Below are 16,267 nucleotides of genomic sequence, written 5' to 3' on the forward strand. Positions count from 1 at the left end.
TACTATGAGTTCATCCATTATTCAGGGAGTGTAAATGATGAAGAAGATTTTAGTAGCAGATGACGATGTGAATATTCGAACATTATTAAAACATGTACTAACAAGGGAAGGATATCAGGTGATGGAGGCCAGTGATGGCCGAGATGCGATACATAAATTGCAGGACAGTATTGCGGATTTAGCGGTCGTAGATGTAATGATGCCACATGTAGATGGGTTAGAGCTATGTCAGCATATTAGAGAAACGTATGATATACCGATCATTTTATTGACAGCACGCCAGCAGCTGAGTGATAAAGAGCAAGGTTATTTGCGGGGGACGGATGATTATGTAACGAAGCCTTTTGAGCCTGAAGAGTTGCTATTTCGGATCAAAGCTTTATTCCGCCGCTATTCCATTGCTTCAGATGATCGGATTCGATTAAATTCTCTAGTTATTGATCGCAAAAATTATGAAATAACCGATGGTGATGAGGTTCTGCTGCTGCCGGTAAAAGAGTTTGAGCTTCTGGCTCAATTGGCGCAATATCCAGGCAGGTTATATACACGTAGTGAGTTAATTGAACTGGTATGGGGCATGGATTATGAAGGTGATGAGCGAACAGTCGATGTACATATCAAACGTTTGCGTCAGCGCTTCGTAGATTATCAGGAAGATTTTGTGATCCGAACAGTTCGAGGTATTGGCTATAAATTGGAGATGGTTAACGTATGAGATCCTTGTATGTCCGGATGTGTATTGTCTTCTGTTCAGTAATTGTGGTGAGTAGCCTTCTTGGATTTTTGGTGTCTAATATTTACTATCAAGCCCAGATTAAATCTCAGAACGATGCCAAACTTACCGGAATGGCTATCGAGGTTCAACAATTCGCAGAATCACATCCGGAAACGATGGAGGATTATTTGCGGAGTATAGCCAAGCTGGGTTATAAAATCTATTTAACTGATGCTGAAGGGGAATCAAGATTCTACGGTAAGCCCTTTAGAAAAGAAGATTTGGATGAGCAGCAACTAGAGAAGGTTCTGAATGGGCAAATTTATCATGGGGTCGCGGATTTCCCGGACAGTGCATTTATTACCGGATTTTTTGATAATCAACTGCGTAATTCAATTGGTGTTCCTGTAAAAGTAAACAATGAGACGTATGCTTTGTTTATGCGTCCGGATGCTGAAGTACAGTTCGGTGAGCTGCGCGTCTTTTTCGCTGTGATCATTGGGTTCACCGTGTTGTTTAGCTTAGGCTTTGTAATGATTAGCGTACTACATGTAGTTAGACCTATTACACGTTTGACGACGGCCACTAAACGGATCTCAAAAGGCAGATACGATATCAAATTGAATACGTGGCGGCGTGATGAGATTGGTCAGCTAGCTTCCCATTTTATGATTATGAGCCGGGAGCTGGAACGAACAAATCGGGCACGTCAGGAATTTGTCGCTAATGTATCGCATGAAATTGAGTCGCCATTAACATCTATTCAGGGATTTGCCCAAGCTTTAAAAGATTCTACCTTACCTGAGGATGAACGGTTACAGTATCTCAATATTATTGACCAAGAAAGCCATCGTCTTTCATTGCTTAGCAAACAGCTGCTTACCTTGTCTTCACTTGATTATGATCCTAATTCCATACAGAAAAAGTCGACAGACTTGCGTGCACAACTAAGACAGGTCGTACAAATCATGGAATGGAGATTAACGGAGAAACAACTGGCCGTGCGTTTGAATCTTGCTGACATCAGCGTTCTAGGTGATTCAAATCTATTGTTCCAGGTATGGATGAACCTGCTCTCCAACGCCATAAAATACACACCTGCTGAAGGTTCCATTATGATTTCCGCGAAGCTAGTGGAACAGAACTGTATTGTTTCTGTGTCGGATACTGGTGAAGGCATTTCAGCCGAGGAGTTACCGTTAATCTTTGATCGTTTCTATAAAGTAGATCGAGCACGAACGCATGAAACACATAGCAGCGGACTTGGACTTGCGATTTCTCAAAAAATCGTAGAAGCGCATAACGGAAACATTGAAGTAACCAGTACTTTGGGTGAAGGGACTACCTTTACAGTTACACTTCCGCTTTTGTAATTCATTATTCATACTCCGTTCATTTTCATCTTCTAAACTGTGACTATACAGATTAGAAGGAGTGGTAATATGTTTTTAGCCTTAAGGGAAATGCGACATTCTAAAGCCAGATACCTATTAATTATGGTTATCATGTTATTGGTTTCCTTTCTTGTACTTTTCGTCACGGGACTAGCCAGAGGATTAGCGTATGCAAATATCTCTGCAGTAGAGAACATGCCGGCGAATTATTTTGTAGTACAAGGTGATGCGGATCAGACCTTTAGACGTTCTCAGTTAACAGATACGGAGCTCCAGAATGTACGTGCAGTAGTTGGAGACAATAATGCGTCTTCACTTGCAATGCAGATGAGCACTGTCACTGCTAATGATGCAGACGTTAAAGCAGATATTACTTTTTTTGCAGTAGATATGAATGGGTTATTAGCCCCTAAAGTAGTTGAAGGTGACAAGATTACTAATGAGACAAACGGTAAAGTCCTTGTTGATCGTGACCTCGAACAGTCAGGAATCAAACTTGGCAGTATTATTCGTGATCAGGCAACCGGGATGGAATTTACTGTTGCAGGTTTTGTTGAGGATAGCTCATACAGCCATACCCCAGTAGTTTATATCAACAATCAGGATTGGCAAGCTATGAAGCAGGGGGTTAACCAAGGAGAAGAAACCTCTTCGTCGGTACCGTTTAATGTGATTGCCCTGAATGCGAATGCTGATCAAGTAGATAAGATTTCAACGAATGTAAAAGATGTAGAGGTCATTACGCAAAAAGTAGCTATATCCAATATTCCGGGCTACTCGGCAGAGCAGGGTTCACTGCTAATGATGATTGTTTTCCTGTTTGTGATCGCAGCGTTTGTTCTGGCGGTATTCTTCTATGTCATTACGATTCAGAAAACAAGTCAGTTTGGTATTCTGAAGGCGATGGGTACTAAAATGTCTTACTTGGCTTGGAGCGTGGTAGGGCAGGTCATGATTTTAGCTATATCAAGTCTTTGCATTAGCTTACTGCTTACCTTTGGGATGAATAAGGTCCTGCCAGATTCGATGCCATTCCAACTAGAGCCTTCCACCATTCTTTTAACCAGCTGTTTATTCGTTGGGATGTCTCTTTTAGGATCACTAATTTCTGTCGCTAAAGTGGCAAAAGTAGATGCATTAGAAGCTATTGGGAGGGCTGGAGCATGAGTGCAAAACTAATTATGAAGCAAGTAACCAAAAACTACGGTGATGGCGACACAACGGTGTCTGTGCTGAACAATTTGAATCTGATCGTTAATGAAGGGGAATTCGTTGCTGTCCTTGGACCTTCGGGAACAGGGAAAAGTACATTCCTTTCAGCGGCTGGTGCGCTTCTAACACCTACTAGCGGTGAGATTTTTATAGATGGAGAATCACTTACAGATAAAAGTAAAAGTGAGCTGACAGAGCTCCGTTTAGAGAAGATAGGCTTTATGTTCCAAAGCGCTCAACTATTGCCTTATTTGAAGGTAGAGGAGCAACTCCTTTTTGTAGCTAAGCAGGGGAAAATGAGTGCTAAGGAAGCGAAGGAACGGGCTGCCGATTTGATGAAACGATTGGATATCTGGAAACGGCGTAATCACTATCCGGAGCAGCTATCCGGTGGGGAGAAGCAGCGTGTAGCTATCGCTAGAGCATGGATGAATAAACCAGCGATTCTCTTTGCAGATGAACCGACAGCCAGTCTGGACTTCAAACGCGGAAGAGAAGTTGTACGCATGATCGCTGATGAGGTGAAGAGTGAGGGGAAAGCAGCGGTAATGGTCACTCATGATGAACGGATGCTCGAATGGTGTGACCGCGTTCTGCATCTGGAAGACGGGCATTTGGTTGAACATCAAGTATAATTTCATAGTGTGGAAGAAAAAAAGCTACTTGTCTTTTCTAAAGACAAGTAGCTTTTTTATAAAGACATCGGTAGCTAAGGAAGAAGAACATTCTTGATGTCGGATGATCGAGAATTGCCTTTCCAGATGATGTTGCCTGATTGGCAGCTCCTTGATCTCACCACTTTCCAGTTCCTTCCGTACAATCCATCTGGAGAGCATGGCGATTCCGAGACCGGAGGCCACAGCTTCTTTAACACCTTGAGAGCTGTTGAAGACATAGGATCTTTTAACAGAAATATCTTCCTCCTGTAGGAAATGATCGCTGAAAGCTCGTGTGCCCGAGCCATGCTCGCGAAGCACCCAAACCTGATCCTGCAACATGCTCTGCTCCACAGAAATCGCTTTTGACAGAGGGTGGGTAGCAGGGGCGACCATAATCATCTCGTCTTTCATATAAGGAGTGACGTTGAGATCATTCTCATGGACCTCGCCTTCAATAAACCCTATGTCCAGTTCGTTGGATTTAACGCCTCCAATAATCTCCTCAGTATTGCCTATCGTCACTTGCAGCTTGACCTGCGGATATTGATTGGCAAAATCAGCAAGTCTTGCCGGCAAAATATATTCACCAATAGTAAAACTAGCGCCGATATGTATACTCCCAGTGACTTCGTCCTGAAGCATATGGATTTCCTGACTTGCTTCATCGAAATGAGCCAATATTTGTTTGGCGTGTTTATAAAGAATACTACCGGCTTCTGTTAATCTAACCTGTTTAGAAGAACGATGCAGGAGTTTAGCACCGAGCTCATTCTCAAGATTCCGGATATGCAGACTGACACCGGGTTGAGATAAATTCAGCGCTTCTCCTGCTTTGGAAAAATGACTCAGTTCAGCTACAGTAACGAATACGCGTAATGGATCTACAATCATTTTAATCCCTCATTAGATTAGTCTATACTCCCGAATAAGCCAAGAATCCACCGTCAACGGGGATGGTAACTCCGGTCACAAAGCTGGACATTGCTTCATCTGCTAACCAGAGTAGTGTGCCAAGCAGATCCTCCGGCTGTCCAAAGCGGCGCATTGGAGTATGAGAGATGATTTTTTGGGAACGGTCTGTAAGCTCGCCATCTTCACGAACCAACAGCTTCTCATTTTGTTTAGTAAGGAAAAAGCCAGGGGCAATGGCATTCACACGTATACCAGACTCAGCGAAATGAACGGAGAGCCACTGGGTGAGATTATTAATTCCTGCTTTGGCAGCGCTGTAGGCAGGTACTTTGGTCATTGGAGAAGGTGCGCTCATGGATGAAATATTAATAACAGATGTGCCCGTTCTGCCGAGCATCTGCTTGGCAAAAACTTGGGTTGGGATCAATGTTCCAATCAGATTAAGGTCCATCACGTTGCGAAATCCATCTACACTAAGGTCAAAAAAAGTGAATATGTCCGGGTTCTCCAGGTCATCATTTTTGAAAATCTCTTGGGTCGTATTTGCTGAGGAATCATTTCCGCCAGCACCGTTAATTAATAGATCGCAAGGACCCCAGTGATTCTTAACAGCTTCTGCGGCTTTCATAACACTCTGTTGATCTGTAACATCACAGGAAAGTGAAATTGCTTGACCGCCTGCGGCAGTAATTTCAGCGGCAACCAAATCTCCCTTAGCTGCGGTACGATTTAGAATCGCGACTTTAGCTCCTTGTCGACCTAACTCTAGCGCCATAACCCGGCATAATACACCGGCTCCTCCGGTAATCACAGCGATTTTTCTTTCTAATGTTGGATGCAAAGTTAATTCTAGCATAACCATTGAGCCTCCCTAAAAGTCCTGAGTGTGATTAAAGTTCCTTATCAAGTACGAACTAATCCCTGTTTGGATTGCCCATCGTTCACAGGTTTCTACAAGCTGTCTGCCAATTCCTTCTCCGCGGCAAGTCTGATCAACAACAAGACCTCCGATTTCAACAAATGAAGGAGACTCAAGCAAAATTCGAACGGTCGCATGTATCCATCCTACCAATCGGTGATCTGATTCAGCTACATATACAGCATGATCTCTATGGGTTCCGATTTCTTGTAGTCGTTCTCCTAATTGTTCCAACACATAGATCCGGACATTCCCTAATAAATTTACTTAGTGCTGTTACGATAGGCAGAAGGGGAGATTCCTATTGTCTTTTTGAAATATTTAGAGAAATGGGCTAATTCCATACTTACTTGCTCCGCGATATCTGAAATGCTGAAATTGCTATAAGAAAGCTGTCTTTTAGCATGCTCCATTCTTTTCAATTGTACATAATGCATGGGGGGAACCCCTATAAATTTCTTGAAGTAGGGGATGAAATAGTTCGGATGTAAGTGGACAATTTCTGCTAACTCTTCTATTTCTATGGGTTTATCCAGCCGCTCATCAATATATTGAAGAACATAGGCGAGCTTTCCTTGATCCCCCGTATGTATAAATTCTTGCATAAAGTCTGTTTTGATATTCTCGTTCGATTCAAGGCAAGTAGCGATTAGATTGAGGACGTTCGCCTGAGTACGCAGAATGGACAATACATCATCTTTTTGAAACTGTTCGATCATTTCTGTGAAAATAACCCGTACGGAATCTGGGTTGGGCGCATCACAGATAAACAGTTTGTTTGCCGAATGGAATAAGGGCCACTCCCCAATATCAGCATCAAAATGGCAGAAATAGCGTGTATAGGGATCATTCATTGACGTTTCTGTAGTTTGAGTGCTTCCTGCGGGCATGATCATTAGCTGACCTGCTCTCGGATAATAAGTAACACCGTTAATGATAACTTTTCCCTCACCGCGGTCAATAAAATACAGCCGATTAAATGTTGGGGTTTCCAGCGTACGATTCCACCCGCTATATCCGCTTCTAAGTTGGGCATGGGTCACTTTTACGGTAAGATTCTGGAGGAATCTGCCGGTAAGGTTACCTGGATTATTCATCATCTAGCTCCTCTATGACTTGATTATCCTTATTATAACGAATTTATTTAACTAAATCATCTTATTATTATGCAAATAATGCTTAGTTTCGATCATGTTCATGTCTATTAATTAAGTATATTCTCATAACATAACCTCAAATAGGGAAGTGATCTGATTGAATAAAGTACGGTATGGCATTATTGGAATTGGGAATATGGGGAGTGCACATGCACAAAGTCTGTTGAATCTTATTAAAGATGCTGAGCTTGCAGCTGTATGTGATGTAAGGGAAGAACGTTTGAAATGGGCAGAAGAGCATTTACCGGAAAGTGTACAGAAATTTGCAACACCCCAAGAGTTATATGAGTCTCATCTCATAGATGCAGTATTAATCTGTACTCCACATTATGATCATCCAACTTTAGCTATCGAGGCTTTTCAATATGGTTATCATGTATTGGTAGAGAAACCGGCTGGGGTCTATACCAAAGCTGTTAAGCAGATGAACGAAGCTGCAGCAAAGTCTGATCGCAAATTCGGAATCATGTATAACCAGCGGACGAATCCTTTATATCAAAAGCTTAGGGATCTCATAAAGTCTGGTGAACTAGGCGAAATCCGCCGCACAAATTGGATCATCACCAACTGGTACAGATCACAAAGTTACTATAATTCCGGTGGTTGGCGGGCTACATGGGCAGGCGAAGGTGGTGGGGTGCTGCTGAATCAAGATCCTCATCAACTAGATTTATGGCAGTGGACGACAGGTATGATGCCTAAGCGGATCAGAGCGTTTTGTCATTTTGGTAAATACCGCAATATTGAGGTTGAAGATGATGTAACCGCTTATGTGGAATATGAAAATGGTGCGACAGGGCTTTTTATCACCACAACAGGTGAAGCACCGGGAACTAACCGTTTCGAAATTACTGGTGATCATGGAAAAATCGTAGTGGAAGACGGGAAGCTAACCTTTTGGCGTCTACGCACGCCGGAGCCGCAATTCAATGCAGAGTTTACGGGAGGATTCGGCAGCCCAGAGTGTTGGAAATGTGAGATTCCTGTAGAAGAAGGTGGCGGTGAACAGCATAAAGGAATTTTGCGGAACTTTACGAATGCCATTCTACACGATGAGAAATTGTTAGCTCCGGGTGAGGAAGGTATTCACGGTCTAACGTTATCTAATGGAATGTATTTATCGGCTTGGACCGACGATTGGGTGGAGTTACCGATTGATGAAGATTTATTTTATGAGAAGCTCATGGAAAAGGTAGAGAATTCTAACTTCAACAAAGAAACCACAGTCGCCCAAACCTTTGATGTTAAGGGAACTCATTAAATTCTAATCAGAGAGGAAAGATCCTATGAATCGTTCAACCATTGCTGCTCAAATGTACACATTACGTGATTTTACTAAAACTGCGGAGGATTTAAGATCCACTTTTCAAAAGGTCTCTGCTATGGGTTATGAAGCTATTCAGATTTCAGGCATCGGGCCAATCGATCCGAAACTCGTAAAAGAGTATGCGGATGAATCAGGTCTGGCAATATGTGCAACCCATGTGTCATGGGATCGCCTAACGAACGATTTGGATGCTTTAGCCGCTGAACATAAGCTGTGGAACTGCAAAAATATTGGACTAGGAAGTTTACCGGAAAAATTCCGTACGGGACAAGATGGTTACCGTGAATTCGCAAAGCTGATGTCGGACATTGCAGTTACTTTAAAAGATCAACATGATCTGCAATTTGTTTATCATAATCACGATTTTGAATTTGAGCGCTTTGATGGAATGACTGGCATGGAAATTCTGCTCACTGAGTCTGATCCTGCCGTTGGTTTTGAGCTGGATTTATATTGGGTTCAAGCAGGCGGAGGGAGTCCGGCTGAATGGATACGCAAAGTTGCAGGCAGAATGCAGGTAGTGCATTTAAAAGATATGGCGATTGTTAATAGAAAACAGATCTTTGCTGAAATCGGTGAAGGGAATATGAACTATAAAGAAATTATCAATGTTTGTCGCGAAACAGGTGTTGAATGGTTCGTAGTGGAGCAGGATGTTTGCCGTCGTGATCCTTTTGAAAGCTTGGAGATCAGTCTGCGTTATCTTCTTAATACGTTATAGAATGGAGTAATACTGATTAGGAGGGGTTTTATGAATCGGAAAAATGGGATGACCTATGCACCAACATATGAATCCAAACCAGTAGTGAAGCCGGGTGAATTCATCATTGCCGCTATTGCCCTAGATCACGGTCATATTTACGGGATGTGTAACGGACTGGTTGAAGCAGGGGCAGAGCTGAAATGGGTATATGATCCGGATGAGGAAAAGGTCAGAAATTTTATTAGTAAATATCCCGGTGTCAAAGCTGCTGGATCTGTGGAAGAAGTTCTGGAAGATCCCGAAGTGCGATTAATAGCAGCGGCAGCAATTCCATCTGAACGCGGACCTTTAGGCAATCGAGTAATGGCTCACGGGAAGGACTATTTTACGGATAAAGCACCCTTTACAACCCTGGAACAGCTTGAATCCGCTAGAGCAGTGGCAGCAGCAACTAATAAGAAATATATGGTCTACTACAGTGAACGCCTTCACGTTGAAAGCGCTATCTATACTGGGCGGCTGATTCAGCAAGGAGCTATCGGCCGTGTCCTGCAAGTCATTGGATTAGGGCCACATCGTCTAAATGCTCCTAACCGGCCGGAATGGTTTTTCCAAAGGGAGAAATATGGTGGGATTTTGTGTGACATAGGCAGTCATCAAATAGAACAATTTTTGTATTATGCAGATTGTCAGGATGCTTCGGTTATTCATAGTAAAGTGGCCAATTACAACCATCCGACTTATCCCGAATTAGAGGATTTTGGTGATGCTACTCTTGTAGGTGACAATGGGGCAACACAATATTTTCGCGTGGATTGGTTTACGCCTGATGGGCTGGGCACATGGGGAGACGGGCGCACGATGATTATGGGTACTGAAGGATATATTGAACTGCGTAAATATACTGATATGGGTCGTTCAAATACACCGGATCATGTGTACTGGGTCAATGGGGAAGGGGAACATTATGAGCATGTAGCTGGGAAGGTTGGTTTTCCTTTCTTTGGTGAGCTAATCCTTGACTGTCTGAATCGGACAGAGCTGGCGATGACACAGAGCCATGTGTTCAAAGCTGCCGAGCTATGTCTGAAGGCTCAAGAACAAGCGATCAATCTAACCCCGGCAATACTCAGATAACGATTGAATGATGAACGGAGGGTAATATAGATGAAAGAACTTGGAGCAGCCATTATTGGATGCGGAGCCATTTTCCCTCTACATGCAAAAACATTAACAGGCATCGATGGTGTGAGCCTACTTGCAGTTGCAGATATTGATGCTGACAAAGCATTACATGCGGCTAAAGAATATGACTGCCAAGCTACTAATGATTATAGAGAAATTTTAAAGGATGACCGTATTCATGTTGTACATCTCTGTACGCCTCATTATTTACATGCAGAAATGGCTACGGAGTTGTTACAAGCAGGAAAACATGTCCTTACCGAAAAGCCTATGGCGGCAGATCTTCCTTCAGCCAGACGAATACTTGAAGCCGCACAGCAAAGCACAGGTCAGCTTGGTGTGGTGTTTCAGAACCGTTATAATGATGCCTCCATATATATTAAGCAGGTCATTGATTCAGGAATATATGGGAAGCTGCACTGCATGAAAGGAATCGTGACCTGGCACCGCAGCGAAAGTTATTATAGCGATAGTGACTGGAGAGGACGCTGGTCTACGGAAGGTGGAGGTCTGCTAATTAACCAAACCATTCATACACTGGATTTACTTCAGTGGTTTGGTGGAGAGGTGGCATCGGTGAAAGGCAGTATTACCACGGATGTGCTAAATGGGGTCATAGAGGTAGAAGATACCGCCCATGCCTGCATCGATTTCACTAGTAATGTCAGAGGGCTCTTTTATGGTACAAATACCTATCTGGAGAATTCTCCAGTGGAGCTGGAGCTAGTTTTTGAAGAAGGTACTATCAACCTCCGCAGAGATCATTTATATCTTTGGAAGGATGGAAAGGAAACCTTGCTGTGTGAGCCTAGATTTAGTGCTACGGAAGGTAAATCCTATTGGGGTACCGGGCATAAGAGACTGATTGAGGACTTCTATGAGCATGTCGCCAGGGGTCAAAAGTTTTGGTTGGATGGTTCTGAAGGGATAAAAGCGCTGGAGTTGGTGGCGGGGATTTATAGTTCATCGCAAAAGGCTGAATAAATAATAAATAAGCTGTATCAAAAGTAGATTACTCTACGAATGATACAGCTTATTGTATTTTTAATGTGAATCAATTATTCTCAATCCTCATAAATCAACGGAACTCTAAATATTCTATAACCTACCTTTTTAGCTTGTCCATGGGGTTGATTTATGTAATTATGTTCTTGGGTAAGTAATTCGTAGATTTACAATAAATATAAAATGATGATTAACGGCAGGTAGGAGGGGTTAGGAATGAGTGTTACATGGAAAAGAAGGATTCTGATCAATGATCCTATTTCACTAGATCCAGTTCAGATTCAGCAAGACTTGTACAGCGGCAACCAAGTGATTGTTCAGTTCTCTGATCCATCGACCTATGGCTCGATTCTGGATGAAGTAAATGAGCTTTGCGCGCGTTTTGATGAAAATTTTGGAGTGCGTTTTTATGGCCATTATTCTGTATCCTTTGATTGTGAGACACTCCTGCAGATTCCAAATGTTAAAATGCTGCTGCTGAATTGTCTTCGACAGTCACATAACACGAACGTATTGGCTAAGCTGAATAACCTGTATAGTCTGAGCGTGGGTATTTATGAGCTTGAGAATTCGGAGATACTGAGTATAGATACGTTGCGGTCTTTAAGCATTTTAAATATTAGTTCGGAGAAAAAGACGCTTAATCTGGAATACCTAAAAGAATTCTCTCGTCTAGAACAGTTGCATGTAATAGGAAAGGTTAAAAACCTTGATGCTATTGGAGATCTGGAGGATCTTACCTATCTCGCGCTGCACTCCATCAGCAACAAACCCTTACATTTTATTAATCGGCTAAAGAAATTGAAAGAACTTCGCATTTTACTTGGAGGCAGAGAACATATTCAGGACATCGAAGAGAATGAGATCGAGAGCCTGGAAATTTGTAGAGTCCGTGGCTTTCATGATCTGAGTAATATTTCGGTTTTTCGTGCGTTAAAAAAGCTTGTGATTGAAGATCAAATCCAGCTACGTGAGATTAACTTTGATCAGCAGATGAAGACATTGGAAGAGCTAACGATTATGAATTGTAAAACATTGGCTCATTTGACGGGAATGGAGCATTTACCTTTTCTGCACAAGCTTCGTATTTTCAAAACGGCGATCGATTTTGATTCATTTATAGAACAAGAGCTTCCAATTGGCTTAACTACATTAGAGTTTGCAACTTTTAAAAGAAAAGTAGATCAGGAAATTCAAAAAACAATAGTAGGGTTGGGATATCAAAACGGAATTGTCTACAATGAGAACAGGGGATGATACAGCTTTTTTATTCCATAAATCTTGAGGACTTATTTCTATCTTTTTTACAAGCTTTTAAATATTTTATTTTTTTCATATAATAGTAGATATTAAATTTATAAATAATTGTAATACACCATGATAAGGTTATAATTGATACAGAAAAGGTGTGACGCCTAAGAAGGAGCGCCCACATCCTTTCTGCAAAATTCAGGGGATAAGGATGGTAATAATGGGCAAAAGTGCAACTGATACAGACGTCATTTTAATTGGTGCCGGAATCATGAGTGCGACTTTAGGAACACTTTTGAAGGAATTAGTACCGGAATGGAAAATTAAAGTATTTGAAAAGCTTGAAAAAGCAGGGGAAGAAAGCTCTAATGAATGGAATAATGCAGGAACCGGGCATGCGGCGCTCTGTGAGCTTAATTATACTGTTGAAAAGCCAGACGGATCTTTAGATATTAGCAAAGCTATTCAGATTAATGAACAGTTTCAGCTTTCGATGCAGTTTTGGTCTTATCTTGTAAATCGTAAGCTGATACATAATCCCCAGGACTTTATTATGCCGTTACCTCATATGAGTTTGGTGCAAGGGGAGAAGGATATAGCTTTTTTAAAGAAAAGATTTGAAGCGCTCTCAAAAAATCCATTATTCCAAGGTATGGAATTTTCTGCTGACTCTAAAAAACTGATGGAATGGATTCCGCTTATTATACAAAATCGTCCAGCGAACGAATCCATTGCGGCTACAAAAATTGACTCTGGAACGGATGTTAACTTTGGTGCTTTAACGCGTATCTTATTTGAGCATTTAAAGAGTAAAAACGTCGATCTCCACTACAAGCATAGTGTCAATAGTATGAAGCGTAACAGTGCTGGCTCATGGGATCTAAAAATCAGAAATGCCAGCGGTAACATTGAACAACATACAGCGAAATTTGTGTTTATTGGTGGCGGGGGAGGAAGCCTGCACTTACTGCAGAAATCAGGTATTCCTGAAGGAAAACATATAGGTGGATTCCCAGTAAGCGGTATTTTTATGGTGTGTAATAATCCGGAAGTTATTGCGCAGCATCATGCCAAAGTATACGGCAAAGCTAAAGTTGGAGCCCCTCCAATGTCCGTACCGCACTTAGACACAAGATTTATCGACAATAAAAAATCACTGTTATTTGGGCCATTTGCCGGCTTCTCACCTAAATTCTTAAAAACGGGCTCAATGTTTGATTTAATAACTTCTGTGAAACCGGATAACCTCATAACAATGCTGTCGGCAGGTGCTAAAAACATGTCATTAACAAAATACCTGATCGAACAAGTGCTGTTATCGAAAGAAAAACGTCTGGAAGAACTGAAAGAGTTTATCCCCAATGCCAAAATTGAAGATTGGGATCTTGTTGTAGCTGGTCAGCGTGTGCAAGTTATCAAAGATACAGAAGCTGGCAAAGGCACACTTCAATTTGGTACCGAGGTTATTAGTGCCGCTGATGGTTCGGTCGCAGCACTGTTAGGGGCTTCCCCTGGAGCTTCTACGGCTGTTCACGTGATGCTTGAAGTGCTTAACAAATGTTTCCCTCAATATATAAAAGAATGGGAACCCAAAATAAAAGAAATGATTCCTTCTTATGGCTTGTCACTTATGGATAATCCCGTGCTTCTGCAGAAAATTCACACTACAACAGCAGCTGCACTGGGTTTAGGTGGAAAAGAACATGTTTTTAATCAAAAGGTGTTTTAGTAATAAAAGGGCTGCCGAGAGGCAGCTTTTTTTTCTGCTCAAACCTGAACTATTGACACAAAAGTGTATTACACGTATAGTACATAAATAAGATGTATGAACCACTTAGTACACACACTTAGTATATGGAGTTGGTTGTATGACAGAAGAACAGAAATCAGGCGTCAGCTTTAATATTCGTGAGCCGGTATATATTCAAGTTGTGCGTCATTTCAAGGAACAGATCGCCACAGGGCAAATCGGAGCGGGAGACAAAATTCCTTCACGGCGTGAACTTGCATCAGTAATGAAGATTAATGCGAACACGGCGCAGAAGGCATATAAGGAAATGGAGGAACAGGGTTTGATCGTAACAGAAGGGAATTCCCCGAGCCGAATTACACAGGATCAGCAAATACTTAACTCGATTCGAGCTGAATTAATCGAAAGTGCAGTGGATATATTCATCAGCTCCATTCAGAATATTCAAATTCCAGTTGAAGAACTGGTAGATATCATAAAGACAAAATATACATCCGAGCGAAAGTTATCTCCAGAGGATGGTGACACAAGATGATCCAAGTGAATCAGATGGTGAAGAATTATGGATTCAAGAAGGTACTTAATGGCGTTAGCTTCACTGCTGCCAAAGGAGAGATTACCTGCCTGATCGGAATCAATGGTGCCGGGAAGTCAACGGTGCTGAAGTCCATCATGGGACTGACACCATACAAAGGTGAAGTCTTAATCGATAATGTATCACTAACACCTGTGATGTATGAGAAAATCACTTTTATTCCAGATTCGTTAACGATGCCCTCCAATATGCGAATTGCTGATTGCTTGATCTTTATGGCTGACTTTTATCGGAATTGGAACGCTGAACGTGCAAAGGAATTGCTTAAGTTCTTCCAACTGAGCTCTTCGGATCGCGTATCCTCATTGTCGAAGGGGATGGCTGCGAAGGTAAATTTGTTGCTGGGACTAGCCTTGGATTGTGATTACATCCTATTGGACGAACCGTTCTCGGGGATTGATATGTTCAGTCGCGAGCAAATTACTGATGTGTTCACGAGTGAATTGATCGAGGACCGTGGTGTGATTATTACAACTCATGAAATTAACGATATTGAGCATTTAATTGATAAAGCGGTCTTGCTACAGCACGGGAAGGTAGAGCGTGAATTCTACTGTGAAGAAGTTCGCGAGCAGGAAGGTAAGTCCATTACGGACGTAATGAGAGAGGTGTACATGAAATGAGAGCTTTTGTGAAGCTATTGAATTTTGAAATGAACCGATTTGCCAAAATATATATTGGACTCATGGTGCTGACAGTTGCCTTGCAGCTTGCAGCAGTCACCATCGGTGCTAATCATTGGCTGGATTCTGCGAATGAGGCAATGAGAGTGAATCAATGGACGCTTGAGCAATATCACAATGTGACTGGATATATTCAGCTAAACAGTATGATGTATGCTCGCTATAATGGACTTCTATATTTCGGACCCATATTCTTGAGCATAACAGTGTTACTAATATATAGCTGCTTCATCTGGTACCGTGACTGGAGAGGTAAAAATACGATAGTATATCGCCTGCTCACCTTGCCATCCAATCGGGCGAATTTGTATTTTGCCAAGCTGGTTACGATCTTGCTATTCGCATTTGGACTTGTTGCCCTGCAAATTGTGCTTGTGCCACTGGAGCGTTTGATAGCACAGTCGATTCTTCCTGCTGAACTATATCGGAACATCTCGGTATTTGATTATTTGAAGTATCCTACTGTGCTTAGAGTACTGGTTCCGCCCTACTTTTCTGAGTTTGTTCTATATTATGGACTGGGCATTACGGGCTTGATCGTCTTGTTCACAGCGATTCTAATGGAGCGGAGCTACAGACTGAAAGGGATCGGCTTTATCGTATTATACTTAGCGGTTCTAGCTGGATTAGCCTCAATACCCTATCTTATGGGTTATAGCAGATACGATAGCTACTTCTATCCCGGAGAAATCTTAGGTGCTTGTCTCGGATTAATAGTGATTATTGCTGGAGGTTCGCTTTGGTACAGCTTGTATCTATTGCGTAAGAAAATATCGGTATAATTGAAGGGGAATGGAGGT

Annotated in this window: 17 protein-coding genes; 13 read left to right on the plus strand and 4 right to left on the minus strand. The window is 42.0% G+C overall.

The features are described 5' to 3' along the window. The first annotated feature begins 37 nt into the window (after positions 1 to 37). The 4 genes from NSS82_RS15705 to NSS82_RS15720 all read left to right on the plus strand — a co-directional run bounded on the left by NSS82_RS15705 (position 38) and on the right by NSS82_RS15720 (position 3,956). Positions 38 to 715 (plus strand): response regulator transcription factor, encoded by a 678-nt coding sequence (locus tag NSS82_RS15705; RefSeq protein ID WP_036678199.1) that lies wholly within the window; start codon positions 38 to 40, stop codon positions 713 to 715. Then, positions 712 to 2,088, plus strand: coding sequence for a sensor histidine kinase (locus tag NSS82_RS15710; RefSeq protein ID WP_076272492.1), 1,377 nt, complete (start codon positions 712 to 714; stop codon positions 2,086 to 2,088). The genes NSS82_RS15705 and NSS82_RS15710 overlap by 4 nt, the downstream gene beginning before the upstream one ends. 123 nt (positions 2,089 to 2,211) lie before the next feature. Continuing rightward, complete coding sequence (locus NSS82_RS15715) at positions 2,212 to 3,276, plus strand: ABC transporter permease (protein ID WP_256718479.1); 1,065 nt, start codon at positions 2,212 to 2,214, stop codon at positions 3,274 to 3,276. Continuing rightward, positions 3,273 to 3,956: an ABC transporter ATP-binding protein gene (locus NSS82_RS15720; protein WP_036678191.1), complete on the plus strand. Its 684-nt coding sequence runs from the start codon at positions 3,273 to 3,275 to the stop codon at positions 3,954 to 3,956. Before NSS82_RS15715 ends, NSS82_RS15720 begins: the two co-directional genes overlap by 4 nt. A gap of 24 nt (positions 3,957 to 3,980) precedes the next feature. Here the strand turns inward: NSS82_RS15720 and NSS82_RS15725 are convergent, their stop codons facing one another. Genes NSS82_RS15725 through NSS82_RS15740 form a run of 4 tightly spaced genes read right to left on the minus strand, consistent with a single transcriptional unit; the run spans position 3,981 to position 6,911 of the window. Continuing rightward, complete coding sequence (locus NSS82_RS15725; RefSeq protein WP_036678189.1) at positions 3,981 to 4,871, minus strand: LysR family transcriptional regulator; 891 nt, start codon at positions 4,869 to 4,871, stop codon at positions 3,981 to 3,983. Positions 4,872 to 4,893: 22 nt separating this feature from the next. Next, positions 4,894 to 5,748, minus strand: coding sequence for an SDR family oxidoreductase (locus NSS82_RS15730; protein ID WP_076272494.1), 855 nt, complete (start codon positions 5,746 to 5,748; stop codon positions 4,894 to 4,896). A 15-nt stretch (positions 5,749 to 5,763) separates the two neighbouring features. Beyond that, the gene (locus NSS82_RS15735) at positions 5,764 to 6,045 is read right to left on the minus strand and encodes a GNAT family N-acetyltransferase (protein WP_254924520.1); all 282 of its coding nucleotides are present in this window, start codon (positions 6,043 to 6,045) and stop codon (positions 5,764 to 5,766) included. 29 nt (positions 6,046 to 6,074) lie between these two features. Further along, the gene (locus NSS82_RS15740) at positions 6,075 to 6,911 is read right to left on the minus strand and encodes an AraC family transcriptional regulator (protein ID WP_305953559.1); all 837 of its coding nucleotides are present in this window, start codon (positions 6,909 to 6,911) and stop codon (positions 6,075 to 6,077) included. 154 nt (positions 6,912 to 7,065) lie between these two features. On the opposite strand from NSS82_RS15740, the gene NSS82_RS15745 reads away from it, so the two are divergent. The 9 genes from NSS82_RS15745 to NSS82_RS15785 all read left to right on the plus strand — a co-directional run bounded on the left by NSS82_RS15745 (position 7,066) and on the right by NSS82_RS15785 (position 16,249). Beyond that, positions 7,066 to 8,229: a Gfo/Idh/MocA family protein gene (locus tag NSS82_RS15745; protein ID WP_076272495.1), complete on the plus strand. Its 1,164-nt coding sequence runs from the start codon at positions 7,066 to 7,068 to the stop codon at positions 8,227 to 8,229. Positions 8,230 to 8,254: 25 nt separating this feature from the next. Then, on the plus strand, positions 8,255 to 9,016 hold the full coding sequence (locus NSS82_RS15750; RefSeq protein WP_076272496.1) for a sugar phosphate isomerase/epimerase family protein: 762 nt from the start codon (positions 8,255 to 8,257) through the stop codon (positions 9,014 to 9,016). 30 nt (positions 9,017 to 9,046) lie between these two features. Continuing rightward, positions 9,047 to 10,135 carry a Gfo/Idh/MocA family protein gene (locus tag NSS82_RS15755; protein ID WP_076272497.1) on the plus strand — a complete coding sequence of 363 codons (1,089 nt, stop codon included), beginning with the start codon at positions 9,047 to 9,049 and terminating at the stop codon, positions 10,133 to 10,135. Positions 10,136 to 10,165: 30 nt separating this feature from the next. Continuing rightward, positions 10,166 to 11,167, plus strand: a complete 1,002-nt coding sequence (locus tag NSS82_RS15760) for a Gfo/Idh/MocA family protein (RefSeq protein ID WP_076272498.1) — start codon at positions 10,166 to 10,168, stop codon at positions 11,165 to 11,167. Between the two features lie 237 nt (positions 11,168 to 11,404). Beyond that, positions 11,405 to 12,445 (plus strand): hypothetical protein, encoded by a 1,041-nt coding sequence (locus NSS82_RS15765; protein WP_076272499.1) that lies wholly within the window; start codon positions 11,405 to 11,407, stop codon positions 12,443 to 12,445. A gap of 214 nt (positions 12,446 to 12,659) precedes the next feature. After that, a complete protein-coding gene (locus NSS82_RS15770) occupies positions 12,660 to 14,168 on the plus strand; it encodes a malate:quinone oxidoreductase (RefSeq protein WP_076272500.1) in 1,509 nt (502 codons plus the stop codon). A 139-nt stretch (positions 14,169 to 14,307) separates the two neighbouring features. After that, positions 14,308 to 14,724 carry a GntR family transcriptional regulator gene (locus NSS82_RS15775; protein ID WP_036678170.1) on the plus strand — a complete coding sequence of 139 codons (417 nt, stop codon included), beginning with the start codon at positions 14,308 to 14,310 and terminating at the stop codon, positions 14,722 to 14,724. After that, on the plus strand, positions 14,721 to 15,407 hold the full coding sequence (locus NSS82_RS15780) for an ATP-binding cassette domain-containing protein (protein WP_076272501.1): 687 nt from the start codon (positions 14,721 to 14,723) through the stop codon (positions 15,405 to 15,407). The genes NSS82_RS15775 and NSS82_RS15780 overlap by 4 nt, the downstream gene beginning before the upstream one ends. Next, a complete protein-coding gene (locus NSS82_RS15785; protein WP_038570781.1) occupies positions 15,404 to 16,249 on the plus strand; it encodes a hypothetical protein in 846 nt (281 codons plus the stop codon). The genes NSS82_RS15780 and NSS82_RS15785 overlap by 4 nt, the downstream gene beginning before the upstream one ends. Positions 16,250 to 16,267 lie beyond the last annotated feature (18 nt).

The organism is Paenibacillus sp. FSL H7-0735 (assembly GCF_038008505.1).
Taxonomy (GTDB): Bacteria; Bacillota; Bacilli; order Paenibacillales; family Paenibacillaceae; genus Paenibacillus_AQ; species Paenibacillus_AQ odorifer.

Coding starts and splice junctions, on each gene's coding strand:
- NSS82_RS15705 (WP_036678199.1), top strand. CDS start 38: ATGAAGAAGATTTTAGTAGCAGATGACGATGTGAATATTCGAACATTA.
- NSS82_RS15710 (WP_076272492.1), top strand. CDS start 712: ATGAGATCCTTGTATGTCCGGATGTGTATTGTCTTCTGTTCAGTAATT.
- NSS82_RS15715 (WP_256718479.1), top strand. CDS start 2,212: ATGGTTATCATGTTATTGGTTTCCTTTCTTGTACTTTTCGTCACGGGA.
- NSS82_RS15720 (WP_036678191.1), top strand. CDS start 3,273: ATGAGTGCAAAACTAATTATGAAGCAAGTAACCAAAAACTACGGTGAT.
- NSS82_RS15725 (WP_036678189.1), bottom strand. CDS start 4,871: ATGATTGTAGATCCATTACGCGTATTCGTTACTGTAGCTGAACTGAGT.
- NSS82_RS15730 (WP_076272494.1), bottom strand. CDS start 5,748: ATGCTAGAATTAACTTTGCATCCAACATTAGAAAGAAAAATCGCTGTG.
- NSS82_RS15740 (WP_305953559.1), bottom strand. CDS start 6,911: ATGATGAATAATCCAGGTAACCTTACCGGCAGATTCCTCCAGAATCTT.
- NSS82_RS15750 (WP_076272496.1), top strand. CDS start 8,255: ATGAATCGTTCAACCATTGCTGCTCAAATGTACACATTACGTGATTTT.
- NSS82_RS15755 (WP_076272497.1), top strand. CDS start 9,047: ATGAATCGGAAAAATGGGATGACCTATGCACCAACATATGAATCCAAA.
- NSS82_RS15760 (WP_076272498.1), top strand. CDS start 10,166: ATGAAAGAACTTGGAGCAGCCATTATTGGATGCGGAGCCATTTTCCCT.
- NSS82_RS15765 (WP_076272499.1), top strand. CDS start 11,405: ATGAGTGTTACATGGAAAAGAAGGATTCTGATCAATGATCCTATTTCA.
- NSS82_RS15770 (WP_076272500.1), top strand. CDS start 12,660: ATGGGCAAAAGTGCAACTGATACAGACGTCATTTTAATTGGTGCCGGA.
- NSS82_RS15775 (WP_036678170.1), top strand. CDS start 14,308: ATGACAGAAGAACAGAAATCAGGCGTCAGCTTTAATATTCGTGAGCCG.
- NSS82_RS15780 (WP_076272501.1), top strand. CDS start 14,721: ATGATCCAAGTGAATCAGATGGTGAAGAATTATGGATTCAAGAAGGTA.
- NSS82_RS15785 (WP_038570781.1), top strand. CDS start 15,404: ATGAGAGCTTTTGTGAAGCTATTGAATTTTGAAATGAACCGATTTGCC.